We start from the raw sequence: 23,085 nt of genomic DNA, 5'->3' as shown, positions 1-23,085 counted from the left end.
ATGGAGCCTCCCTGTTTTTGGGTGGCTCCATTTTTTACGCGCTTACTTCAAGCGCTTCATGATATGGCTGCAATGAGTAATGAATAATTGTATCCATGAATGAATGAAGCTTTTGCGGGATCAGCTTACGTGCATAGTCCCAGGCATTCTCCTCAATCTTGAGGGCAATTCCCTTACGCGTGAAGTCATGGCTAGTTACATCCATCTGCTGTATTAACTCCGAAAGTTCGCGGTCCTCGGCATGCCCAATTTCATGAGCAAAAACGACAGCAAGATAATCTTCAAAATGATCTAATGACGAAAAGAGCTGCAGGCATTGCTCCTTGATCTCTTCAATATATAAAGTAATCGTATGAGTCCCAAAACTATATTTCCCGCCCGCAAACCGGTCGCCTGGAAAAAAATCCTCAAGTACAACTTGAACACTGCTGCCAGATTGGACAAGAATTCTTTCAACAATATTCTCTATCTGTAAGTTCTTCAATTTATACCCCTACTCTTTGATTTTGAATATAAATTGAATTATAACGCTTTTGTAAAATAATGAAAACATGACTTTTACCCCGGTTTTTGGGTGGATAAACCTTTTTTGCTGCTATTTTTGTAAGGATAATTCTTTAATTTATATTTTTATAGCGTAAAATTTGATTATATAGCGAAAAAGAAAATTTTATAGCGAATTTTGATTTTTTATAGCCAAAATAAAGATTATATAGCGAACTGGAAATTCTGCTCGGTTTTTTCCAGTTGAAGTTCCCAGTCATAAAAAAGAACAGCCAATAAATCAGCTGTTCTCCTTCGTATCGTTCATATGTTTCATAATTGCCTGCTCGTGTTCCTTTGCTTTCTGCGCTTCCTTTTTGGAAACTTTGATGATGTATCTCATCGTCAGGATCGCCCCGATCAGAAAAACGAGTGAAGTTATTCCAGCCGGGATATATTCAGTCTTGTCTTCTGGGAAATATAAAAACAATGAGATGATAAACCACTTACTCACTCTCATCTTCCTTTCTTCAGCTCTCCAAACATTATAACAAGCTTTCGAAATCCGTCCAATATGAAGGTATTGCCTTATTTCAGCACGTTAATTTTTTCAATCACGACGTCTTTTTCAGGCTTGTCCCCAGCACCTGTTGGAGCAGCGGCAATCTTGTCGACGACATCCATTCCTTCGACTACCTGGCCGAATACGGTATGTCTGCCATCAAGATGAGGCGTTCCGCCATTTTCATACATCTTGAGTACTTCTTCTGGGTAGCCTGCTTGCTTCATCTTCTCTGGCAAACTAGCATCCAGCTCTTTATTCTGCACGATGAAAAATTGGCTGCCGTTCGTGTTTGGCCCTGAATTGGCCATCGACAATGCACCACGGATGTTGAAAAGCTGCTTTGAAAATTCGTCTTCAAATGGGCCGCCGTAAATGCTTTCCCCGCCCATTCCAGTTCCATCAGGATCGCCGCCCTGGATCATGAAACCGTCAATCACGCGGTGGAAGGTGACTCCTTCATAGTAGCCTTCTTCGCTATGCTTAATAAAATTCTCTACCGCCTTGGGAGCCTGCTCAGGGAAAAGCTTAATTTTAACTGTTCCCATGGAAGTGACCATTTCCACTAGCCTTTCATTTTCCTGGACTTCTGCTGTCGCTTGAGGGTAATCAAGATCTTCCTCGGCTTGTCCTGCTTGTCCAGCTTGTCCAGCATTCGTCGTTTCTTCCTTCTGCTGGTCTGCCTCCTGCTTCTCATCAGCTGTGCCGCAGCCAGCCAGAACAACCATCATTGCAAATAGTACTGCCAATATTTTTTTAGTCATTGTATGTATCCCTCCTATAGACACTTTAAACGATTACAAAATGTTTTGCATCTGTCTTTTTTGCTATAATATAAGAAATTAACTCGAACCCGAAAGGAGCTTCCAACATGGCTGAATTGAACATTGGCGATCAAGTAACTGCCATTTATAAAACCGGCAAATACATAGGCGAAATCACGGAACGCCGCCCACAGCACTATCTTGTCCGAGTATTGGCAGTCGCAAAACATCCTATGCAGGGCGACCTCCATAATCCAAAGGACGCGGCTGTTGGCTTTTTCCACGAAAGAAAAGCACTGTCTTACCGCGAACAGGCAAACATCCCTGAAAAAATGGTCAAGCCATTCGACGGTGATATCCCTGAATATTTGGAATCCTTAAAAGAAGCGACCAACAAGCTCCGTGCCGAACTCGAAGACGATGACTCTGCATGGGCACAACAAAGCCTGAGAAACCTTGAGTCACTGGAAAAGGACTATTTTAAAAACCTGTAATGCCAGCCATATAACGCAAAAAGCCAGATTGTATTTTCCAATCTGGCTTTTCTATGCGAATTTATTGAGCAGTTTGGAAAAATCGACCATATCCCCGATTGTTGCGGGTTCCGGTTTCTGAAGATATTGTTTGTCTTTTTCCACGAGCTTGTAAATATGGTAGGTCGTCAAAGCATCATCAAGAGCGCGGTGGTGTTTACCGGTCCCTTCCCTGCCATACTCCTGCACAGCCTTCCATAGACCCGTCTGATTCTGGTCGCCAAAGAAACGTTTATACTCCATCGAAAGGTCGATTTGCTTCCCCGGCAGCGGAAAAGCTACTGAAGCCTGCTGGCAATTTTGCTGCAATACCTTCATGTCCATATTGCCCCAGGTGACAATCTGGCAATTCTTGCTTCCAGCCATCGACTTAAGCTTATCTACCAAAGCTTTGAACGTGATACCTGAATTCACCTGTTCCTGAGAGATGTTCAGGAATGAACGGCAGCGTTCTGTCAAAATCGGGAAACGCATCGGCCGTACATACGAAGAAAATTCTTCAACTACCTTGCTGTTCTCGACGAGGACAGCGCCAGCTTCAATGATTTCCGGGTAAAAGCCCCGTCTCCTGCTGCTCCGGTCAGGCATCGTAAACTCAAAATCAATAAATAATGTTGTCCTTTCTTTTTCGCTCATGCTTCCCCAACTTTCTGAAAAGCCAGTAGTTGTATGTAACCAGTATATGCTTTTCGGTCGATTATTTTTTCTATTATATCACGTTTCTTTGTAAATTTTTAAATTTTCTGCAATTTAAGTTCTGCATTTTTTTCGGCTTTCGTAATTTTCAAGCCCACCTTTATTTTTCGTGTTAAAATACATAAAAATCGTTGTCCAGACTAGTTATGTAAAAGCGTCACATGATCATAAGGAAGTAAATAATCGGCTCGGTCATCCGATATAAAACGTGCTTAATCAAAAGCTTCTCTTTAGAGCTCAAAGAAAGGAATTACCGTGAGGATTATAACAGGCTATCTTTTGATTTTACTATTGGTCCCAGCGTTTGTCGCAGTTGTCATTTTAACTTATACCGAAGCAGACAATGCCGTAAGCTTCAGTGATACTCTTGGTGAAAAGATTGATCTTACGGAGACGAAACTGTCTCAAACCAGTTTAATCCTTGCCAATAACGATGAGGTCATCACCGAGATTTATCGTCCTATGAACAGGAGTTATGCTTCGGGGCATGAAATTCCTGATTTTATAAAAGATGTGTTCATTATTTCTGAAGACCGTAATTTTGAAAAGCATCCCGGTTTTGACTTGCCCGCAATTGGGCGCGCGCTGGCAATCAATATTCACTCCGATGACATTGAACAAGGTGCGAGCACCATTACCCAGCAGCTGGCACGGAATCAATATTTAAACCATCACAAATCGTATAATCGCAAGCTGAGTGAAGTTTTATATGCATACCAGCTGGAGAAGACTTTTTCCAAATCAGAAATTCTCGAGCAGTACATGAATGCGATTTATTTTCACAATAATGCGTATGGAATAAAGGCTGCAGCGGACTTTTACTTTAAAAAAACGCCTTTGAAATTATCTGAGTCGGAACAGGCTTTCCTCGCCGCCATTCCTAATAACCCGTCCTATTATGACCCAATCAAGCATTTCGAACGGACAAAAAAGCGCCAGGAACGGCTGCTCAGCCAGCTTGCTGAACATGGCAAAATCAAACTTGATAAAGCTGAGACGCTAAAAAAGGAACCGATTATTTTGAAAGTCGATTCCCGTAAAAATTCATATCCAGATTATTCTTTCTATGCATTACACGAACTGAGAGAACTGATTTCCGAACAGGAAAATATCGATAACACAGACGAACTAACCGGAAGGATTGAGGAATTGCTTCGTTCTGGAGTGAAGATTCATACAAATCTGGATATTGCATTGCAAAAAAGGACTGTCCAGTCTGTCACAGATCACCTCCCAGATGAAGAGGTTCAGGGAGCTGCCACAGTGATAAACCATGAAACTGGACAGGTTGTAGCGATCACAGGAGGAAAGGATTATCAGAGCGGAGACTTCAACCGTGCCTACCAGGCGTTTCGCCAGCCGGGCTCATCAATCAAGCCATTGCTTGTTTATGCCCCTTACTTTGAAAGGTTTGATGCAAAAAGGGATTCTCAAATTGACGCGGGTCCGCTCTGCATCAAGGGGTACTGTCCGAAGAACTACGGAGGCTCAACCTATGGGATGGTCACACTTGAAAGAGCATTCATCCATTCCTACAACACTCCAGCAGTGAGGATTTTACAGCAGGTTGGCGTGGACAAAGCGTTCGATGACCTTAAAACATTCGAATTTGGAAAAGTTACAGAGCAAGACCATGTACTCGCAGCTGCAGTCGGTGGTTTCACAACTGGAGTAAGTCCGCTTGAGTTAACATCAGCCTATACTGTTTTCAGCAACAAAGGGATTTATCTGAAACCAAGAGCGATTGCGAAAGTAACCAATCATTCTGGAAAAATCCTATATAAATGGGAAGACGAACCTGTCCAGGTCTGGAATCCAAGTACCGTTGAAAAAGTAAAGTCTCTTATGCAAAAGACCGTTTCTTCAGGCACAGCAAGAAAAGCAGCAGGTGCCGGGCCTAATGCTGGAGGGAAGACCGGAACGACGAATGATTTCAAAGATTTCTGGTTCATAGGCTTCAACGGGCCATTAACTGCAGGCGTGTGGATCGGCAAAGACAAACCAGAAAGCTTGGAAGCCATAAATCGTCTTTCGCCGCACCTTTTAATTTGGCGCGATATCGTTAAAAAATAGACCGGGCAAAAATTCCGCCCGGTTCCACTTATTATTTTGGGGCACAATCACTTTATGACGGACACTTTTTCTTTCTTTTCGCCCATTCCTGTCCGTCATCACCCTTATGACCCAGAAATGACTACAGATAAGTTTGTCTGGCCTTTATAAAAAAACCATTCCTCCAAAAAAAACCGCACTTAAATCGGCAAGCTGGCAACCAGGCTGTTATACACTTTAATTGCAAGATAAATGATGCCGAGCACAAGCGTACTCCAGAGGATGACCTGGAAAAACACAATTCCGATCAATCCGGCCATGGCGAGCTTGGGGCTGATTTTATAGACAAAATAAATAAAATATACCACTGTCGCAACTGCGAAAATGGCCGTTATTCCGATAAAGCTGTAGAAGCTGAGCAGGGATAAGATACCGCCCACAAAATAAATCGTTGCGCCATGGCGAATCAGATACAGGCTCTCCCCTTCGTGATCCTTCGAGAAAAACAAGAGGCTGACCTCGTTTATTGTATCGGCAATCAGCTTCATAGCCGCGAACACCATGAAATATACCACCATCAGCAACGCCAGCAAAGACAATTTAATCCCCGTTTCAGAAAAGAATTCCAGCATTCCATCATAAATTCCGGCATTTTTCAGAATGGAGAGCAACTCCATTTCCGTGCGCACGGATAGGGCCAAACTGAACATAATGATGGACAGCAGCGGAAAGTAGCTTGTTAAGTATGGGTTTCTCATATTAATCTTCACTCAATTCTTTCGTATTCCTACTAAGGGTTATTATGAAAGAAATAGTGAAAATCGACAACTAAAAGAAAAAAAGCCCCTTTGCAGGAACTTTAATTTTTTTTGAAACCTTTTTAGCAACTCGTCCGTATAGACAGGTTGGTGTTATTGTGGCACGATCCGGACGTATTCTCTTGAACCGAATGGTACATATGTGGCAGTTTCAACCTCGTCCAACTCTGATTGCTGGACTTTCAGCACTCCAGGTCCTTGCTTTGACAACTCTTTGTCATCCCTGTTATCAAGAAACATGAACCCCGAAAATAAACTAAGGAATATCCCAATGCATACAATCAGCTTTCGGGCCATGGCTTATCCCCCCTATTTACTGTTAGTATGCAGAAAGAACGACAATTTTATTCAAGGATTGACAAAACCTTGACTTATCAAGGTCGATGACATGCATCTCCATCTTTTTTACGATATAATTTTCTCATCAGTGAGTTGGGGGCATGAACTTGATTAATTTGGCAAAAAATATAATGTTAAGCCATGAATTTGGAATTAAATAAGGAGGTATTATCATTTGTCTTTACTTCACCTTGCAGTTTTATCACCGCTTTTACTCGCGATCTTAATTCCATTTTTACATAAGTATTTCAAGAACATCCATACAGGCTGGTTCCTTTTGCCGCTGCCTGCCGTGCTATTTGCTTATTTCTTGCAATTCATCAGTACGACCAGCCATGGCGGTACCGAAATGGAAACTGTTCCTTGGATTTCTTCACTTGGGATTGATTTTACGTTAAAAGTTGACGGCCTTGGGCTATTGTTTGCCCTGCTGATCACTGGAATCGGCGCATTGGTTGTGCTGTATTCGATTTATTATTTAAATCCGGACAAAGAAAAGCTCAATACTTTCTATGTCTACCTGCTTTTGTTCATGGGCGCGATGCTAGGGGTAGTTTTATCGGACAACCTGATTGTGCTTTATACCTTTTGGGAATTGACAAGCTTTTCGTCTTTCTTGCTGATTGGATATTGGAACCATCGCGAACGCTCCCGCTATGGTGCCCAAAAGTCAATGCTGATCACTGTTTTCGGGGGATTATCAATGCTTGGTGGTATCCTGATGCTCTATATCATCACAGGGACCTTCAGCATTTCTGAAACAATCCAAATGTCTAATGAAGTCGTAAACCATCCATTATTCACTGCGACACTGATTTTGTTCTTGCTAGGGGCTTTTACAAAATCAGCTCAGTTCCCATTCCACATCTGGCTTCCTGACGCGATGGAAGCACCTACGCCGGTCAGTGCGTACCTGCACTCTGCGACTATGGTTAAAGCGGGGATCTATCTTGTCGCCCGTATGACGCCTGTGTTCGCACATTCAGATATTTGGGTTTGGCTCGTAGCCGGAGTTGGGGTTATCACGTTATTCTGGGGTTCCTTCTCAGCGGTAAAGCAAACTGATTTAAAAGCGATCCTCGCTTTCTCAACTGTCAGCCAGCTGGGGATGATCATGTCTCTTCTTGGAGCAGGTGCTGCAGCACTTCATTATGGCACGATAAAGGATGGCTATTATATTGTTGCGGTTACTGCCGCGGTATTCCACCTGATCAACCATGCCACATTCAAGGGAAGCTTGTTCATGGTGACAGGCATCATTGACCATGAAACGGGGACAAGGGATATTCGCAAGCTTGGCGGTTTGATGAATTTCATGCCAATCACATTCACACTTGCCATCATCGGAACATTTTCAATGGCTGGGATTCCGCCTTTCAACGGATTCCTGAGTAAAGAAATGTTCTTCACCGGAATGCTTCGTGTAGCGGAAATGGATATTTTCAATATGGATACTTGGGGCATCCTATTCCCAATCATTGCCTGGACAGCAAGTGTTTTCACGTTCCTGTACAGTATGATGTATGTATTCAAGACCTTCACGGGCAAATACCAGCCTGAGAAATTGGAAAAGAAACCACATGAGGCACCAATCGGAATGCTGATTTCGCCGGTTATCCTTGCATCACTTGTAATTATTTTCGGGATTTTTCCGAATGTACTGTCACATAACATCATTTCACCAGCAATGGGTTCGATTCTTCCATCATTGCTCGAAAACGGTGAAGGATTCGATGTCCATATCACACATTGGCACGGGCCAACTGCTGAATTGTTCATGACAATTGGCGTTATCACGATTGGAATTTTGCTCTATAAGTTCATGCCCAAATGGACCGGGGTTTATCGCAAATTCCCTGAGCGCCTGGCACTGAATCGTTTCTATGATCGTGGCCTTGAACTCATGGAGATAACATCAAGAAACATTACAAGGTCGTATATGACCGGATTTATCAGGACATATCTCGTTTATATCTTTTCATTCTTTATTTTGGCTCTGGCTTCGACACTTATTTTCAAAGACGCATTCAAACTGGATTTTAGTAATGTTGCACCGATCCGCTTTTTTGAAGTCGTGCTTGTGCTAATCATGGCCGTATCAGCGATTACCATCCTGTTTGCCAAATCAAGGCTGACTTCCATCATCCTTCTTGGCGCGGTTGGCTATACGGTCGCACTATTCTTCGTCCTCTTCAGGGCACCTGACCTGGCACTGACACAGCTGGTCATTGAAACTGTATCTGTTGCACTATTCCTGCTGGCGTTTTATCATCTGCCGCAAATCAGGAGAAATGAGGAGAGAATCCGCTTCAGGGCTACAAACGCGCTGATCTCTATTGGAGTAGGGGCGATTGTGACGATGATCGCTTTATCTGCCCATAGTAACAAGATGTTCGGTTCGATTTCAGAGTATTATGTTGAAAATACTTATAAAAAAGCCGGCGGCGAAAATATGGTCAACGTTATCCTTGTTGATTTCCGCGGCTTTGATACAATGTTTGAGATTGCCGTCCTTGGCATCGCTGCCCTAGGTATTTTTGCGATGATCAAGCTTCGGCTGACAAGGGGGAGAGAATTGGATGAAAACAAATGATGTCATCCTCCAGACTGTTACGAAGTTCACCTTGTTTGTCATTATCCTATTTTCAATCCACCTGTTTTTTGCAGGCCACTATTATCCAGGCGGTGGATTCATCGGCGGATTGATGACCTCTGGAGCGATTGTATTGCTTTTGCTTGCATTCGATATCAAGACGGTCAAGATGATTTTACCGTTCGATTACATTAAAGTTGTGGCTGTCGGTCTGCTCATTGCGATTGGAACAGGTGCCGGTGCGTTATTTTTCAATATGCCGTTCCTGACACATGCTTACACTTATGTTTATTTGCCGCTCCTAGGCAAGACATCTCTGCATACAGCGGTTTTGTTTGATACAGGGGTCTTCCTTGTCGTCATTGGTGTGACAATGACCATTATTCAAACGATTGGAGAGAGCGAATAATGGAAATCTTAATGGCTTTTCTAATTGGAATTTTATTTATGACAGCCACTTACCTCATGCTTTCAAAAAGCTTGCTCAGGATCATTATCGGGACAGGGCTGTTAAGTCACGGCGCCCACCTTCTCCTGCTGACAATGGGAGGCTTAAAAAGAGGTGCGGCTCCGCTCCTGGGAGAACATGCCCCATCCTATGCCGATCCGCTGCCACAGGCACTGATCCTGACAGCGATCGTCATCAGCTTTGGTGTGACAGCATTCTTCCTGGTTCTGGCCTACCGTGCCTACCAGGAGCTTGGAACCGATAATATGGATCGCTTGAGAGGAAAGGAAGGACATGAATAATCTAATCATCTTACCCATCTTGATTCCTCTGATTACAGGGGTTGTACTTATTTTTTTCACAAAAAACATCATGGCCCAGCGATGGATTTCAGCGATAAGCAGTCTACTCACGATTATCGCCTCCTTCATGCTGGCAAACCATGTTTATCGGAATGGCATCCAGACGATGGATCTCAGCAACTGGGAAGCACCATACGGCATAACGCTTGTATCGGATATGCTTTCCGCCCTGCTAGTATTGACAACAAGTATCATCGCTTTTGCGGCCTTGTTTTACTCCTTCAAATCCATAGGAGAAGCTCGTGAAAGATTTTTCTATTATCCTGTCGTCAATTTCTTGATTGTCGGGGTTAATGGGGCCTTTACAACGGGCGATATTTTCAACTTGTTTGTATTTTTCGAAGTGATGCTGATGTCCTCATATGTATTGATTGTATTGGGCGGGACGAAAATCCAGCTCCGTGAATCCATTAAATACATACTCGTGAACGTTATTTCATCTGCCTTATTCGTTATCGCTGTCGCCTATTTGTATTCAGTTGTAGGGACGCTGAACATGGCACATATCTCTGTGAGGCTCAGTGAGGTCGGGAATGCAGGAATCATTACGGTAATTGCCGTTCTATTCTTGATTGTATTCGGACTGAAAGGCGCGATTTTCCCGCTTTATTTCTGGCTGCCAGGATCGTATTACGCACCGCCAGCACCAGTAATGGCACTGTTCGGGGCACTTCTGACCAAGGTTGGCGTATACTCGATCACAAGAACATATACATTGTTCTTTTACCATGATGCCGGTTATACTCATCAGTTGCTGCAAATCCTCGCTGTCATAACGATCATTGTCGGAGTCATCGGGGCACTGGCTTATACTGATATCAAAAAAATCATTATTTATAACATCATTGTTGCGGTCGGTGTTATCCTGTTCGGAGTATCCCTCCTGACAACTGAATCACTCACTGGCGCGGTCTTTTACCTGATCCACGACATGAACATTAAAGCGGCACTGTTCCTGTTGGTCGGTATTATCGTCATAATCACCGGAACTAGCGACCTTGAGAAAATCAGTGGTCTGATCAACAGGTACCCTGCACTCGGCTGGACGTTCTTCATTGCCACAGCCGCACTTGCCGGCATTCCGCCGCTCAGTGGATTCGCAGGCAAAATTATGATTGTGCGCTCTGGATTTGAAACTGAAAACTATATCGGTGCTTTTGTTGTTCTGATGTCGAGCTTGCTTGTACTGCTTTCAGTCATGAGGATTTTTATCAGGGGCTTCTGGGGAACTCCAAGAGCCTATAAGAATGAGGATGAAGCACCTGCAAAATGGCTGCTCATTGCACCAGCACTTCTCACTGTGTTTGCTGTGCTATACGGCTTCGGAACTGAAGCTATTTATCCGGTTATTTCAACAGCTGCAGAAACGCTTGCCAATCCGGAAATCTACATCAATGCTGTTTTAAAGGAGTGATGAGCCATGGCTTTTCAAATCTTGCTGAATTTTATTCTGGCCTTTGTCTGGATGTTCCTTAAGACATCCTACTCCCCGGCCTCCTTTTTCGTCGGGTATTTCTTTGGCCTGCTCATCATTTATATTTTCCGCCGCTTCTTCACTTCCCGCTTCTATTTATTGAGGGTAGTGGCCGTGGTGAACTTAATTTATATTTTTTCAAAGGAACTGCTCCTTTCGAATATTGCAGTTTTAAAGGCAGTACTTAGGCCAAAGCTTAATATCAAGCCTGGTATCTTCGCATTCCCGACGGAATTGAAGGAAGACTGGGAGATTACGATGCTCGCAAATCTGATTACTTTGACCCCTGGTACGCTTGTCGTCGATGTTTCACCTGACAACAGGATCTTGTATGTGCATGCCATGGATATCAGTGATGCTGATGAAGCAATTCAGAGCATCAAGAATACGTTTGAAAAAGCGATTATGGAGGTGAGCCGATAATGTTTGAAGCGGTTTTGTGGATTTCAGTTACCTTCATATCACTTGCGATGATCGGCCTTATTTATCGAGTGATCAAGGGGCCTACCGTAGCAGACCGGGTAGTTGCCCTCGACGCAATCGGCATCAGCCTTGTTTCTGTGATTGCTTTAGTATCAATTGTTCTTGAAACTAGTGCTTTTCTAGATATCATCCTGCTGATTGGTATCCTGGCATTCATCGGAACAGTTGCCTTTTCAAAATTCCTTGAGAAGGGAGTAATCATGGAATATGACAGAGATGGAAATCGTTAAGTTTTTTGCAGGATTGTTTATTCTGTTAGGTGCATTTCTTAGCCTTGTGACTGCCTTTGGACTGATCAGGCTTCCAGATGTTTATACAAGGAACCATGCAGCATCGAAAAGTGCTACAATGGGGGTCATGCTCGTCTTGCTGGGCACCTTCCTCTATTTTTGGTTGATTGAACATCATTTCAATTCCCGACTATTGCTGGGAGTTGTTTTCATCTTCCTCACTTCTCCTGTTGCAGGGCATTTAATTGCAAGGGCAGCTTATAACAGCGGGGTTAAGCTTTCGGACCGCACTGTCCAGGATGACCTTGCAAAAGCACGGAAAAAGTTGGAAGCGGAAGGCCATTCGAAATAATGATGATGAACAGCCATCAGGTATATCCACCTGATGGCTTTTTTGTACATGAAAAATTCAATTTTTATCCATACCAACCAAGGATCAGTCAAGTATAGTTAAAGTAAATAGAGTTATGATTCCTGTTTTGCGGAATGGAGGTTACGTTTTATGAGCGATGCAAGAATCACAATTGCCGGCGGCGGAATCAGCGGGTTATGCACAGCGATTGCCCTGCAGAGTAAAGGAATCCATGCGAATGTGTATGAAAAAGAAAAAAAAGTACATGAACCGGATACTGGAATCATCTTAAGTGGTAACGCCATAAGAGCATTCTACATTATGGGATTAGGAGCCAAACTGCGTGCAAGCGGAATGGATTCTGATGGCTGTCTGCTAAAATCCGATTCTGGAAATAACATTGCTGAATTCGCCTATCATTCACCATCACATATCCCTAATTACCTGTTTATCCACCGTTCTGAATTCCAAAGAATTTTGACAGATGCACTCCTCCCTGGTTCTCTCCATTTTGATAAGCATATGATTGATTTTAAACACGACAATACAATGACATTATTCTTCAAAGATGGTACTAGTATAGAAACAGACTATCTTATAAGCTGCGACGGTGCAGCTTCACAAATTCGCACAAAACTGTTCCCAAATAGCAGCCTGGCTTATTCAGGTTTCTCCTGCTGGAGAGGCATCATTGAAAATCCGCCAATGAATGTCCCTGATTATACTGAAACCTGGGGACCGAGGGGACGATTCGGGATTGCACCATTAAAAGATAATCAGGTGTTTTGGTATGCCTTGAAAAGATCCTCGACGGAAAACAGCGACATGAGCAAATGGTCCCCTATTGATTTATTATTCAACTTTTTCTATTACCATGAACCAATTCAGGAAATTTTGGAAAATACCTCTCCTGACCGTATCATTTACGATAATTTGTATGAAATAAAACCTTTAACTCCACTCCAATCGGGTAATATCCTGCTACTCGGAGATTCAGCACACGCTTCAATGCCCAATATAGGCCAGGGAGCATCACAGGCTGCTGAAGATGCCGTTTACCTGGCAAATTGGATCAGCAGCGAAGAAAGAATTGATAAGGCATTCTTTAAGTATGAAACACACAGGCAGGAGCGTATGAAGATAGTGAAAGATGAAATGAAAATTTACGGATTGGCAGCACGGATTGATTTCCCCGTACTTTGCTCAATACGTAATAAACTTCTTCAGATGACACCTGCTTCATACCATAATGCGAAGCTGAGGAAATTAGTTGAAATTGAAGGGGATATGGAAACTTTTCAGTGACTTTTTTAGGAGTTGCTCGTTTCGCGCAGGATTCAGACAGCTTTTTGCTTCTGCTGGCCAAACCTGTCTGAATACGGACGTTTTTTGACAGCTTTTTGCTTCGGCTTGGCAACCTGTCTGAATACGGACGTTTTTCTGACAGCTTTTTGCTTCTGCTGGTCAAACCTGTCTGAATACGGACGTTATTCTGACAGCTATTTGCTTCTGCTGGGCAAACCTGTCTGAATCCACACGTTATTCTGACAGCTTTTTGCTTTCACTTGCCAAACCTGTCTGAATACGGACGTTTTTCTGACAGCTTTTTGCTTCTGCTGGGCAAACCTGTCTGAATCCGCACGTTATTTTGACAGCTTTTTGCTTCTATTTGCCAAACCTGTCTGAATCCGGACGTTATTTTGACAGCTTTACGCCTCCCACTCCAAACCTGTCTGAATAACGATTGTTTTTTGACAGGTTTTACTCGTATGCCTCTGAACCTGTCTGAATAACAACGGTTCTCGTCCACTTTGGCACCCTTACTTTCTAAAATTGTCCTAATCACTCTTAAACTCCAAAAGAAAAACCAGCTCAAAGGCTGGTTTACTTTTTGCGTTTAATAACAGCAATCGTACATCTTGATATGCAGACAAGCTTTTCATCTTCATCGGTGATTTTTATATCCCAAACCATGGTTGTTTTTCCCTGGTGGAGGACAGTACCGACAGCAGTAACCAGACCGTCCTTTTTTGCCCTGATATGGTTGGCATTGATTTCAAGGCCGACCACCACTTCGTTTTCCTTGTCGACTAGTTCGAATGCTCCAACGCTGGCGACCGTTTCTGCCAGAGCGACAGATGCACCTCCATGCAGCAAGCCAAATGGCTGCCTTGTACGGTCATCGACAGGCATTGTGGCGACAACCTTTCCTCTTTGCAGTTCTGTTATTTCAATTCCTAGTGAGCCAAGCAGTGTGCTGTTAAGTTCCAATTTCATTACCTCCTTATATTTGGCAAACAATTTACGATGAAATCCAGGAAAAGCTATTATTGTCCTTAGCAAAGGACGCATCAAAAAAATGAGGTGATCCATATGAACCGAATTCGTGAAGGCATGATTCCTGCTGTGTTAGGAACAGCTGTTACAGCAGCTGGTTTCGCTATGAAACAAAATCGAAAAATCGATAAGATGGTTTCAAACACCATATTCGGTTTCGGATTGGCCCATATCGTTCTAGGGGCCATTGATTTGGTTGAGCACCGGAATGAATTTTAGCAAGTTAGCTTATACTTCACTGCAATAGAGTGCTTCTGAAGGAAGGCGGCTATTTTTGCTGCCTTTCCTGAAGAATGACTTCTTCAGTCCTAATCGCGTCCTTTATTTTTCTTCGGCGGAGGACGAACATGATCAAGATAATCGCGAAAGCAAGGATCACCAACCAAATCTCTTGGTTATACTTTATGACTATGTCCATTTTATCTCCAAATAGATAGCCTAGCACGAAAATGATTGAGACCCATACGAAAGCGCCACTATAGGCAAAAACGGCAAAGGTTTTATACGGAAGCCTGCTGAAGCCATAAAGCAATGGCACCAAATATCGGACACCTGGAGCAAAACAGCTTAACGACAATGAAAAAGCATGGTACTTCTCCATCAGTTTCATTGCTGATTCAATCGAATTCGCGAACCGTTTCCTTTTTCCCAATAACCGAAGCAGCCTTCTCCCTATTACCCTCCCCAGCAGATAGCTGGAGGTAAATGCCGCAGAAATCCCCATGTATGTAACCAAAAATGCAAGGATAGGGTTCAAGGTCCCTTTAGCTGAAGCAAGCCCTACAGTCATTAGGATCACCTCGTTGGGGACAGGAATGACGAAAACCCCGAACCACAGCCACAAAAACAAACCTATATAGCCATTATCTTCAATAATATTGATTACAAGCTCCAGATCCATGGGTCTCCCCCCTTCATCCCATCTTGGTCCGATTCTATTTCACGATAGAAGTTAATATGTATAACAATTCTCCCTTCTTCTTTATATCCCCTCTTTTTTTCCTTTTTGAAGTGCTTTTAGCTTTTCCCATTTTCATACTTGAGGGTTTATATTCATACATTGAAAAGGGTCATAAAACTTACCCGTTAGGAAGGGGAAGCTACTTATGCATTGTTTATTTTTTCATAAAAATAGGATGGCTGATGGTAACGTGACTGACACAGCTCGTCCTTATCCAGAAGTGAATGCAACACTGTTTAGAACTTCAGCACATAAAGCAATTTCCTTAATGGAAGACGTTAACCTTGTGATGACTAAAATAACTTCCTCCACTTCTTATTCCAGTGAATTAATGGCTGCCGCACAGCAATCCAATCAAAAAGAAGTAGAAAGATTAATCCAATCATCCGGTATTAAAAAGAAACCAAAAATCACTTATAACCCCGATGGACTCACAATGAACTTCGTGGATTATGCAGGAGACAAAGAATGCTGTCATATCATCACGCAGCTGAGGTGGGAATAAGAAAAGCGAAAGCGCCTTGGTCAGCCCCCGACAAGCCTTGCCCGCCTAAAACGCCACATCGTGTAGCTGGCGGGTCTGCACGTCCTGTGCCTAAGAGGGCTGACCAGTGAAGTCGTTTCTTTGACTTCATTGGGCGGACCGAAATAGAAATTTTTAGCCGACTGTCCAGAAACGCAGAAACTGGAGGCTCCGACAAAGAAGCGCTTTTTTCTTCTGCCGGCGGAGTTGAAGTTTCGGAGTTTCTAGGAAGCGAAACTAGACATGCGTCACGAGGGGCTAGGCGCTGGAGCTGGACAATTCTCGAAGTGAATTTTATACTTTTTTAAAAAAATCCGCTGTTCACTGAACAGCGGCCATGCAAATAGTTTTTAAATTTAATAGTAATACGGATATCCATATCCGTATCCATAGCCGTATGGCGGATAACCGCCGTAACCGTAAGGATATGGACGTGGATATAATAACGCGCTGCCTAAAAGTCCCCCAAGTACTCCTCCAACGAAAGGACCACCAAAGCCAAACCCAAATGGACGTCTGCCGCCATAGAATGGTCTTCTTCTATTCATAAAGCTACCTCCCTCATATATTTGCCTACATTACTTCATATGCAATTAACGAGGGTGTTGAATGGGCGTTTGTCCAATACACTAGAAAAAAAGCCTAGTCCCAGATCATCCGTTGTTCCTTCCATGGGTTTCCATACATATGATATCCATTCTCCTCCCAAAAACCAGGCCGGTTTTCAGATGAGAATTCAATCCCTCTGACCCATTTCGCACTCTTCCAGAAGTATAGATGCGGAATGACAGCTCTCAATGGATAGCCATGTTCCGGGGTAAGCTCCTGCCCGTTATGGGAATGGGCAAGCAGGCTTGTTTCCTTAAGAAAGTCCTCAATCGGCAGATTCGTCGTCCAATTTTCCTCAGCATGGAGAATGACATATTTCGCTGTTTCCTTTGGCATGGCCAGTCTGGCTAGCTCCTGAGCGGAAATCCCCTCCCACACATTATCAAGCTTGGACCAGCCAGTCACACAGTGAATGTCATTGCCGGAGGTCGTTTGCGGGAGAGCCATTAAATCTTTATAACGTAAAACCACATCTTTTTCTACAAGACCAAAAATCTTCAAGGTCCAATCATCGAGATTCTTATAATTTGGCACATTGCCATAATGCAGGACAGGGAAAGAGGTCGTAACATTTTGGTTCGGCGGGACTCTGTCCGAAGGGCCCTTTTTACGCGCTTTTCCGAAATACATATTGATCACCCCTTTGTATTATCCTACCGAATTTCTAATCTAAAATAAACAAAGCCGCCCTGCCAAAGAGCAGGACGGACTGTTTTCCGAACTTATAAAACCATCGCGGCTATCCAGCCGAAAATAATCAAAGGAATATTATAGTGAACAAAGGTCGGAACAACCGTGTCCCAGATGTGGTTGTGCTGCGTATCAGCATTCAAACCGGCTGTCGGTCCAAGTGTACTGTCAGATGCAGGAGATCCTGCGTCACCAAGTGCAGCAGCCGTTCCCACAATCGCAATCGTCGCCATCGGGCTAAATCCAAGTTGAAGGCTTAAAGGTACAAATATTGTCGCGATGATTGGAATCGTCGAGAATGAAGAACCGATTCCCATTGTAACCAAAAGTCCTACAACAAGCATTGCTAAAGCACCCAGGCCTTTATTATTGCCAATCGCATCAGCTGCCTGCGCTACAAGCGTTTCAACGTGTCCAGTTTCTTTCAACACATCAGCGAAACCGAATGCAGCAAGCATGACGAATCCGATGAACGCCATCATTTTCATGCCTTCTGTTAAAAGATTATCAGCTTCACGCCACTTAATCGCTCCGCTCGCGTACACGACAAGGATACCAGCCAGAGCACCGATAATCATCGATCCAAAGTAAAGCTGGGCAGCAAGCGCTGCAACAATGGCAACGATGGAGAAAATGATTCCCATTTTGGAGTATTCACTTTTCTCAACCTGGACCACTTGATGATCCTGATAAATTCTAGGCTTTCGGTAGGATACGAAAATCGCGATCAACAAACCAACAACAAGGCCAGCTACAGGCAGAAGCATCGCTGCTGGGATATCACCCATATCGATTTCCATTCCGCTGTCAGCCATGTTCGTAGCCAGGATGTCGTGGAAAATTCCACCGAATCCTACTGGCAGCAAAATATAAGGTGCCGTCAGCCCGAACGTCAATACAGAAGCAATTAAACGACGGTCAATTTTCAGCTCGTTGAAGACAATCAACAACGGCGGAATCAAGATTGGAATAAATGCGATGTGGATCGGAATCAGGTTTTGTGAGAAAATCGCCATCATTAAAATCAGGATGACAATAATCGCTTTAGAATACGTCTTAGCTTTCGACTCTCCATTCTTGCCAATCATGCCGACAATCCAGTCAACCATCAAATTGGGCAAGCCAGTCTTGGAAATAGCAACAGCGAATCCTCCAAGCAGCGCGTAACTAAGCGCAACCTCGGCACTGCCGCCAAGCCCTCCTGTAAAAACTTCTATCGTCTTCTCTATACTCAAGCCGCCTGTCAGCCCGCCAATCAGCGCTCCAGCAATCAATGCCAGTACAACATTGACGCGAAGCAAGCTCAAGATCAGCATAGCAAGGACAGCAATAACAACTGCATTCATAGTGAGTGCTCCTCTCGGTGTTTTTATAATTTGGTTAGTTTTAATTCGCTTTAGTATGGTAAATTGGTAGAGAATTAAAATGACAAGTATTAAATTATCATAGATTTGTTTTTTGTGTCAATGGGTTTTTTAATAGTTTTTAAATATGTTGAGGAGCGGATAATGTTGTATTGCCTGCTATAAATAAAAATAGAAAAACCCCAAAGCCTCTTAGGCTTTGGGGTAACCGTCATTATTCTTTATCCGCTGTTTCAAATCTTTCAACTAGCAATGCAAGTGTGCGGGCCATGACGCCAGTTGCTCCTGCTGGGCCCAGGTCATGTTCTCTGCTGGTAGTCGCTGTGCCGGCGATGTCGAGGTGCACCCATGGAGTGCCTTCTGCAAATTCGCCGACAAACGCTCCGCCCATGATGGCATGGCCTTCTGCGCCTGGTGAATTATTCAGGTCGGCGATTTTGCTGCCGCGGACACGTTCAATGTCGCGTTCGAACAAAGGCAGACGCCAGATCGGCTCTCCGGACTCATAAGAAGCCTCTAACACTTGTTCAAACAACTCTTCATTGTTTGTCAACGCTCCGGAAGTGTGCAGTCCTAACGCCGTAATCACACCGCCTGTCAGGGTTGCAATGTCCACTAGATAGTTCGCGCCGTGATGCTTTGCGTAAGTCATCGCGTCAGCAAGTACGAGGCGTCCTTCTGCATCTGTGTTCAATACTTCAATTGTTTTGCCGCTCATTGACGTGATGACATCATCTGGTTTGAAAGCTGTACCAGAGATCATATTGTCTGTTGATGGTATAACCGCAACAACGTTCTGCTCCGGCTTCAGCTCTCCGATGATTTCCATTGCACCAAGCACCGCTGCCGCACCGCCCATATCGGACTTCATGCCGACGATGCCAGCCTTCGTTTTGATGGAATAACCGCCTGTATCAAATGTGATTCCCTTGCCGACAAGGCCGATTACATCCTTCCATTCTTCCTTTCCCTGGTACTTCAGGACGATCATTTTAGGCGGCTGTGAAGATCCCTGGTTGACCGCAAGCAGCGCGCCCATGCCGAGCTTTTCCATTTCTTCTTTTTCTAAAATTTCTGCTTCGAATTCATATTTCTCTGCAAGCTTCATCGCATATTCAGCCATGTCTGTCGCGGTCAAAAGGTTACCCGGCGTATTCACCAGTGTACGAGCCGAATTCGTCCCTTTCCCGAATGCATAGCCAACCTCAACCGCTGCTTCCACTTCTCCCTCTTCGTCTGCGCTGTAAATAGTCAGGCTTTCAATTCGCTTTTCGGGTTCATTTGATTTTTGCTTGTAGCCTTCGAATTCATATGTAGCCATCGGGAAAGCTTCACCTAATGCATGGGCTGCATCATTAAGCTGAACCTTATCGCTTGTAAAAGTATCTAAAAGCACGGCTGCTTCCGTCCACTTCTCTTTCTTTGCAGTCTTGAACAAGCGGCCAAATGCGTCCCTTAATGTTTCGAAATTGTATTCTTTTTCATGCCCAAGTCCGACAAAATATACTTTTCTCCCACCAATTTTACCGAAAGTATGTATCTTGGAAACCGCTTTTTTCTTAGTTGAAATATCTCCGCTTTTAACCAGTTCTGTCAGCTGTCCGGCAAAAAGCTCGTCGGCTTCACCAACTGCACCTTCCAGGCCAGACGGTTTGTGGAACAAGCCAATCACCAGGCACTCATGGCTGTTTGAAAAATCAAATTGATTATTAACTTTAAACAAATCATTCACCCCTACAAATTTATAAGTTCATTATATCGAAACCGTACAAATATTTCGACTTCCTAATCTTGATGGCACTTTCTTTCTTTACTCGCCTCAGTCTTCGAGATACAAAAATAACACAGGAAGCACGGGCAGCATCACAACTTCCTCATATGGCACCCGATCAAGTTCCGCAGGGAATGTCCTCTGGCACTTTTCGATGAAAGGATAGACCTTTTCTAAATCAAGCCCCCAATGGACTGGGCGGTAGGCTTGCAAATAGTCATGAGCCGCCTGCATCATCAGCCGGGCACCCTTCACATTCCCATAGCTGTAGTGGTAAATCGCAACGCTCATTTGCAGCAGGCCTTTTAAAAAGAGGTTGCCTTTATCAGTCATCCACATATCTTCAAGTAAGTCGTGGCAGGTATAATAGTCTCCTTCGTTGAACTTAATAAAGAACTCGTAATACTCAAAAGGGTAGTCCGTCAAATCCCTCACCTCAATCCTGGAGTTTAGAACTATTTTAACAAACCTTAGAAATTAGCTGTAATGTTATAATTGAACTTGGGTATTACTTAATAAGGTACTTTTTTATAAATAGGGGGAACAGCCATGGAGTTATTTACGAATTTTCCATTATGGGCTTCGCTTGCTGCGATTTTCTTCGCGCAATTCGTTAAGGTCCCAATTCAATATATTGCGACGAGGAAAATTGATTGGTCGCTTTTGACAAGCACAGGTGGAATGCCAAGTTCACACTCCGCTGCGGTTACAGCATTGGCTACTGGTGTAGCGCTTGAAACTGGCTTGAATTCAGCCGTTTTCGCGGTCGCCGCTGTTTTTGCTATTATCACGATGTTTGATGCATCAGGTGTCCGCAGGCAGGCAGGGGAGCAGGCTATCGTCTTGAACCAGCTTGTAGCTGATTTTAGCCGATTCGCTCAGGAGGCAAAAGGCTGGCAAGGTAAGCCTGAAAAAGAGAAGCAAAAAGAGCTGAAGGAATTGCTCGGCCATAAACCAATCGAGGTGTTTTTCGGAGGATTGACCGGTGTAGCCTTGACTCTACTGCTGCACTATCTACTTTAAAGGCAGGTGAATGACATGAGAGTTATTTCAATATGTCCCAGCAATACAGAAATCATGGAATTCCTGGGACTGACAGATCTCCTTGTCGGAGTCGATGATTTTTCAGACTGGCCAGAAGCGGTAAAATCACTGCCACAGCTAGGTTCAGACCTGTCGATTAATCTCGACCTCGTCGAGGAATTGAAGCCAGACCTCGTCCTCGCCTCTTTAAGCGTTCCGGGGATGGAGAAGAATATTGAAGGTTTAGCAGCTCGTAACATTCCGCATATCGTTTTGAATCCGCAATCACTGGCGGATATAGAAAACGATTTGATCATAACAGCTAATGCCTTGAACATGCCTGAACACGGCAAGGAAGCAGCTGCCCAGTTCAGGAGCAGGCTGGAGGCAATCAAGCAAAAAGGAGCCAAAGCCGATTGGAGCCCAAAGCTTTACTGGGAATGGTGGCCCAAGCCCGTTTTCACTCCTGGGAGCATCAACTGGCTGACAGAAGTATCCGAGGCAGCCGGAGCCGAAAATGTTTTCAAAGACGTTGAGCTTGCAAGTGTTCAAACGGACTGGGATGATGTGAAATCACGTAATCCAGATTACATATGCATCGCATGGGTCGGTGTCAGGAAGCAAAAGGTGAAGAAGGAATTGATCACAAACAGGCCTGGCTGGGAAGAACTTGATGCCATCAAAAATGACCGGATCCTCATCCTCGAAGAAGAACTATACTGTCGTCCATCACCACGGCTTTTGGATGGACTGGAAAAATTGCATCATCTCATCCATAACTAATGACGAACTCAAATATCATTAAAAAAGGCACTTTCCTCCAAAGGAAAGTGCCTAAACTTTTATGATTTTTTGCCGCCTGCATATTGCTGGCGGAAAACCTGCATGGACTCGTTCTCATTAAGGGCTTTTAAATCGGCTTCTGTCAGCTTGCCGTTCCCCATCTCAATTACATATACATCCAATGTCTTTTTTCCCCACTGCTCGTATACATCCTTTACCGTATCATAATACAAGTCAACTTTATTTCCTTTGATTGCGCCACCTTTATCGGCTACCACACCGAATCCGTATCCCGGAATGAAAAGGATTGTCCCAATCGGGAATACATTTAAATCAGCCGCGACAGTTGAATATAAGTCACGTTTAACTTTGACACCAGAATAAGTAATTCCATACCCGGGATGTCCCGGATTTTTGCCAGTGGATTCAACACCGGCTGTGTACCCTGTTGCTATGATTTTCTTTGTAGGGTATTGCGACCAGTTCAAGGATTCCTCCAGCGTTGGCTGCGTTCCAGCAACCTTTTCACTTGAAGAAATTTTAGTTGTGAAGTCAGATATCTTTTTCAAAAATTTAAAGGCAAGTCCTAAGGATTTCTTTTTATGGTCTAGACTTGAGTTTTCTTCTTGTTGTGTTCCCGCACTATCAAAAACGTATGTAGAAACAGTGGAAGCTTCAACTCCCGAAATCGAATGGAACGTAGAAGTTATAGCAGCAAAAAATAAAACTGCCATCGCTGAGCGTCTTGCACACATTTTTAAAATATTCATATAATTTTTCACTCCTCCCAAAACTATTAATTTCCCAACGAAACAAGAAATATTCCAAAAGGAGC

28 protein-coding genes are annotated in these 23,085 nt (G+C 43.8%); 14 read left to right on the top strand and 14 right to left on the bottom strand.

The window, feature by feature from the left end; translation table 11 throughout:
* Positions 1 to 34: 34 nt before the first annotated feature.
* The 3 genes from DYI25_RS16490 to DYI25_RS16480 all read right to left on the bottom strand — a co-directional run bounded on the left by DYI25_RS16490 (position 35) and on the right by DYI25_RS16480 (position 1,809).
* Positions 35 to 484 carry a hypothetical protein gene (locus DYI25_RS16490; RefSeq protein WP_213370839.1) on the bottom strand — a complete coding sequence of 150 codons (450 nt, stop codon included), beginning with the start codon at positions 482 to 484 and terminating at the stop codon, positions 35 to 37.
* Positions 485 to 784: 300 nt separating this feature from the next.
* Positions 785 to 1,003 carry a hypothetical protein gene (locus DYI25_RS16485; protein ID WP_249745483.1) on the bottom strand — a complete coding sequence of 73 codons (219 nt, stop codon included), beginning with the start codon at positions 1,001 to 1,003 and terminating at the stop codon, positions 785 to 787.
* Positions 1,004 to 1,071: 68 nt separating this feature from the next.
* The gene (locus DYI25_RS16480) at positions 1,072 to 1,809 is read right to left on the bottom strand and encodes a peptidylprolyl isomerase (protein WP_213370835.1); all 738 of its coding nucleotides are present in this window, start codon (positions 1,807 to 1,809) and stop codon (positions 1,072 to 1,074) included.
* A gap of 107 nt (positions 1,810 to 1,916) precedes the next feature.
* On the opposite strand from DYI25_RS16480, the gene DYI25_RS16475 reads away from it, so the two are divergent.
* The gene (locus DYI25_RS16475; RefSeq protein ID WP_213370833.1) at positions 1,917 to 2,303 is read left to right on the top strand and encodes a kinase-associated lipoprotein B; all 387 of its coding nucleotides are present in this window, start codon (positions 1,917 to 1,919) and stop codon (positions 2,301 to 2,303) included.
* 51 nt (positions 2,304 to 2,354) lie between these two features.
* On the opposite strand, the gene kapD is transcribed toward DYI25_RS16475, so the two are convergent.
* Positions 2,355 to 2,978 (bottom strand): 3'-5' exonuclease KapD, encoded by a 624-nt coding sequence (gene kapD / locus DYI25_RS16470; RefSeq protein ID WP_213370831.1) that lies wholly within the window; start codon positions 2,976 to 2,978, stop codon positions 2,355 to 2,357.
* 339 nt (positions 2,979 to 3,317) lie between these two features.
* On the opposite strand from kapD, the gene DYI25_RS16465 reads away from it, so the two are divergent.
* Positions 3,318 to 5,111 (top strand): transglycosylase domain-containing protein, encoded by a 1,794-nt coding sequence (locus DYI25_RS16465; RefSeq protein ID WP_249745482.1) that lies wholly within the window; start codon positions 3,318 to 3,320, stop codon positions 5,109 to 5,111.
* 179 nt (positions 5,112 to 5,290) lie between these two features.
* Here DYI25_RS16465 and DYI25_RS16460 read toward each other — a convergent pair whose 3' ends face one another.
* Together DYI25_RS16460 and DYI25_RS16455 are read right to left on the bottom strand one after the other, a co-directional pair.
* Positions 5,291 to 5,848: a YufK family protein gene (locus DYI25_RS16460; RefSeq protein WP_213370827.1), complete on the bottom strand. Its 558-nt coding sequence runs from the start codon at positions 5,846 to 5,848 to the stop codon at positions 5,291 to 5,293.
* A 153-nt stretch (positions 5,849 to 6,001) separates the two neighbouring features.
* Positions 6,002 to 6,205, bottom strand: coding sequence for a hypothetical protein (locus DYI25_RS16455; RefSeq protein ID WP_213370825.1), 204 nt, complete (start codon positions 6,203 to 6,205; stop codon positions 6,002 to 6,004).
* Between the two features lie 217 nt (positions 6,206 to 6,422).
* Here DYI25_RS16455 and DYI25_RS16450 point away from each other — a divergent pair, with 217 nt between their 5' ends.
* The 8 genes from DYI25_RS16450 to DYI25_RS16415 all read left to right on the top strand — a co-directional run bounded on the left by DYI25_RS16450 (position 6,423) and on the right by DYI25_RS16415 (position 13,494).
* Positions 6,423 to 8,840, top strand: a complete 2,418-nt coding sequence (locus DYI25_RS16450) for a Na+/H+ antiporter subunit A (protein WP_213370823.1) — start codon at positions 6,423 to 6,425, stop codon at positions 8,838 to 8,840.
* Positions 8,827 to 9,249, top strand: coding sequence for a Na(+)/H(+) antiporter subunit B (locus DYI25_RS16445; RefSeq protein ID WP_213370821.1), 423 nt, complete (start codon positions 8,827 to 8,829; stop codon positions 9,247 to 9,249). The genes DYI25_RS16450 and DYI25_RS16445 overlap by 14 nt, the downstream gene beginning before the upstream one ends.
* Entirely contained in the window at positions 9,249 to 9,590 is a 342-nt protein-coding gene (locus DYI25_RS16440; protein WP_213370819.1) for a Na(+)/H(+) antiporter subunit C, read from the top strand. Before DYI25_RS16445 ends, DYI25_RS16440 begins: the two co-directional genes overlap by 1 nt.
* A complete protein-coding gene (locus DYI25_RS16435; protein ID WP_213370817.1) occupies positions 9,583 to 11,064 on the top strand; it encodes a Na+/H+ antiporter subunit D in 1,482 nt (493 codons plus the stop codon). The genes DYI25_RS16440 and DYI25_RS16435 overlap by 8 nt, the downstream gene beginning before the upstream one ends.
* A gap of 6 nt (positions 11,065 to 11,070) precedes the next feature.
* Positions 11,071 to 11,547: a Na+/H+ antiporter subunit E gene (locus tag DYI25_RS16430; protein ID WP_213370815.1), complete on the top strand. Its 477-nt coding sequence runs from the start codon at positions 11,071 to 11,073 to the stop codon at positions 11,545 to 11,547.
* On the top strand, positions 11,547 to 11,837 hold the full coding sequence (locus tag DYI25_RS16425) for a Na(+)/H(+) antiporter subunit F1 (protein ID WP_213370813.1): 291 nt from the start codon (positions 11,547 to 11,549) through the stop codon (positions 11,835 to 11,837). Before DYI25_RS16430 ends, DYI25_RS16425 begins: the two co-directional genes overlap by 1 nt.
* On the top strand, positions 11,815 to 12,189 hold the full coding sequence (gene mnhG, locus DYI25_RS16420; RefSeq protein ID WP_213370812.1) for a monovalent cation/H(+) antiporter subunit G: 375 nt from the start codon (positions 11,815 to 11,817) through the stop codon (positions 12,187 to 12,189). The genes DYI25_RS16425 and mnhG overlap by 23 nt, the downstream gene beginning before the upstream one ends.
* Before the next feature lie 150 nt (positions 12,190 to 12,339).
* A complete protein-coding gene (locus tag DYI25_RS16415) occupies positions 12,340 to 13,494 on the top strand; it encodes an FAD-dependent monooxygenase (protein ID WP_213370811.1) in 1,155 nt (384 codons plus the stop codon).
* Positions 13,495 to 14,073: 579 nt separating this feature from the next.
* Here DYI25_RS16415 and DYI25_RS16410 read toward each other — a convergent pair.
* Positions 14,074 to 14,466 (bottom strand): hotdog fold thioesterase, encoded by a 393-nt coding sequence (locus tag DYI25_RS16410; RefSeq protein WP_249745481.1) that lies wholly within the window; start codon positions 14,464 to 14,466, stop codon positions 14,074 to 14,076.
* 96 nt (positions 14,467 to 14,562) lie between these two features.
* On the opposite strand from DYI25_RS16410, the gene DYI25_RS16405 reads away from it, so the two are divergent.
* A complete protein-coding gene (locus DYI25_RS16405; protein ID WP_213370809.1) occupies positions 14,563 to 14,745 on the top strand; it encodes an asparagine synthase in 183 nt (60 codons plus the stop codon).
* Positions 14,746 to 14,794: 49 nt separating this feature from the next.
* On the opposite strand, the gene DYI25_RS16400 is transcribed toward DYI25_RS16405, so the two are convergent.
* Positions 14,795 to 15,427, bottom strand: coding sequence for a DedA family protein (locus tag DYI25_RS16400; RefSeq protein WP_213370808.1), 633 nt, complete (start codon positions 15,425 to 15,427; stop codon positions 14,795 to 14,797).
* A 205-nt stretch (positions 15,428 to 15,632) separates the two neighbouring features.
* On the opposite strand from DYI25_RS16400, the gene DYI25_RS16395 reads away from it, so the two are divergent.
* Entirely contained in the window at positions 15,633 to 15,992 is a 360-nt protein-coding gene (locus DYI25_RS16395) for a hypothetical protein (RefSeq protein WP_213370807.1), read from the top strand.
* Between the two features lie 374 nt (positions 15,993 to 16,366).
* On the opposite strand, the gene DYI25_RS16390 is transcribed toward DYI25_RS16395, so the two are convergent.
* From DYI25_RS16390 to DYI25_RS16370, 5 genes are all read right to left on the bottom strand, one after another.
* Positions 16,367 to 16,558 carry a hypothetical protein gene (locus DYI25_RS16390; protein ID WP_213370806.1) on the bottom strand — a complete coding sequence of 64 codons (192 nt, stop codon included), beginning with the start codon at positions 16,556 to 16,558 and terminating at the stop codon, positions 16,367 to 16,369.
* A gap of 94 nt (positions 16,559 to 16,652) precedes the next feature.
* A complete protein-coding gene (locus DYI25_RS16385) occupies positions 16,653 to 17,249 on the bottom strand; it encodes a sulfite oxidase-like oxidoreductase (RefSeq protein WP_213370805.1) in 597 nt (198 codons plus the stop codon).
* 92 nt (positions 17,250 to 17,341) lie between these two features.
* The gene (locus tag DYI25_RS16380; protein WP_213370803.1) at positions 17,342 to 18,655 is read right to left on the bottom strand and encodes a Na+/H+ antiporter family protein; all 1,314 of its coding nucleotides are present in this window, start codon (positions 18,653 to 18,655) and stop codon (positions 17,342 to 17,344) included.
* 232 nt (positions 18,656 to 18,887) lie between these two features.
* On the bottom strand, positions 18,888 to 20,396 hold the full coding sequence (locus DYI25_RS16375) for a leucyl aminopeptidase (protein WP_213370801.1): 1,509 nt from the start codon (positions 20,394 to 20,396) through the stop codon (positions 18,888 to 18,890).
* A gap of 96 nt (positions 20,397 to 20,492) precedes the next feature.
* Positions 20,493 to 20,870, bottom strand: coding sequence for a DUF309 domain-containing protein (locus DYI25_RS16370; protein WP_213370799.1), 378 nt, complete (start codon positions 20,868 to 20,870; stop codon positions 20,493 to 20,495).
* Between the two features lie 123 nt (positions 20,871 to 20,993).
* Here DYI25_RS16370 and DYI25_RS16365 point away from each other — a divergent pair, with 123 nt between their 5' ends.
* Positions 20,994 to 21,467: a divergent PAP2 family protein gene (locus DYI25_RS16365; RefSeq protein WP_213370797.1), complete on the top strand. Its 474-nt coding sequence runs from the start codon at positions 20,994 to 20,996 to the stop codon at positions 21,465 to 21,467.
* Between the two features lie 15 nt (positions 21,468 to 21,482).
* The gene (locus tag DYI25_RS16360; RefSeq protein WP_213370795.1) at positions 21,483 to 22,250 is read left to right on the top strand and encodes a cobalamin-binding protein; all 768 of its coding nucleotides are present in this window, start codon (positions 21,483 to 21,485) and stop codon (positions 22,248 to 22,250) included.
* A 59-nt stretch (positions 22,251 to 22,309) separates the two neighbouring features.
* On the opposite strand, the gene DYI25_RS16355 is transcribed toward DYI25_RS16360, so the two are convergent.
* Positions 22,310 to 23,020: a 3D domain-containing protein gene (locus DYI25_RS16355; RefSeq protein WP_213370793.1), complete on the bottom strand. Its 711-nt coding sequence runs from the start codon at positions 23,018 to 23,020 to the stop codon at positions 22,310 to 22,312.
* Between the last annotated feature and the right edge of the window lie 65 nt (positions 23,021 to 23,085).

Source organism: Mesobacillus boroniphilus, assembly GCF_018424685.1.
Lineage (GTDB): Bacteria > Bacillota > Bacilli > Bacillales > Cytobacillaceae > Mesobacillus > Mesobacillus boroniphilus_A.
Note: the sequence above shows the minus strand (reverse complement) of the source record. Positions and strands in the feature narration are given on the sequence as shown.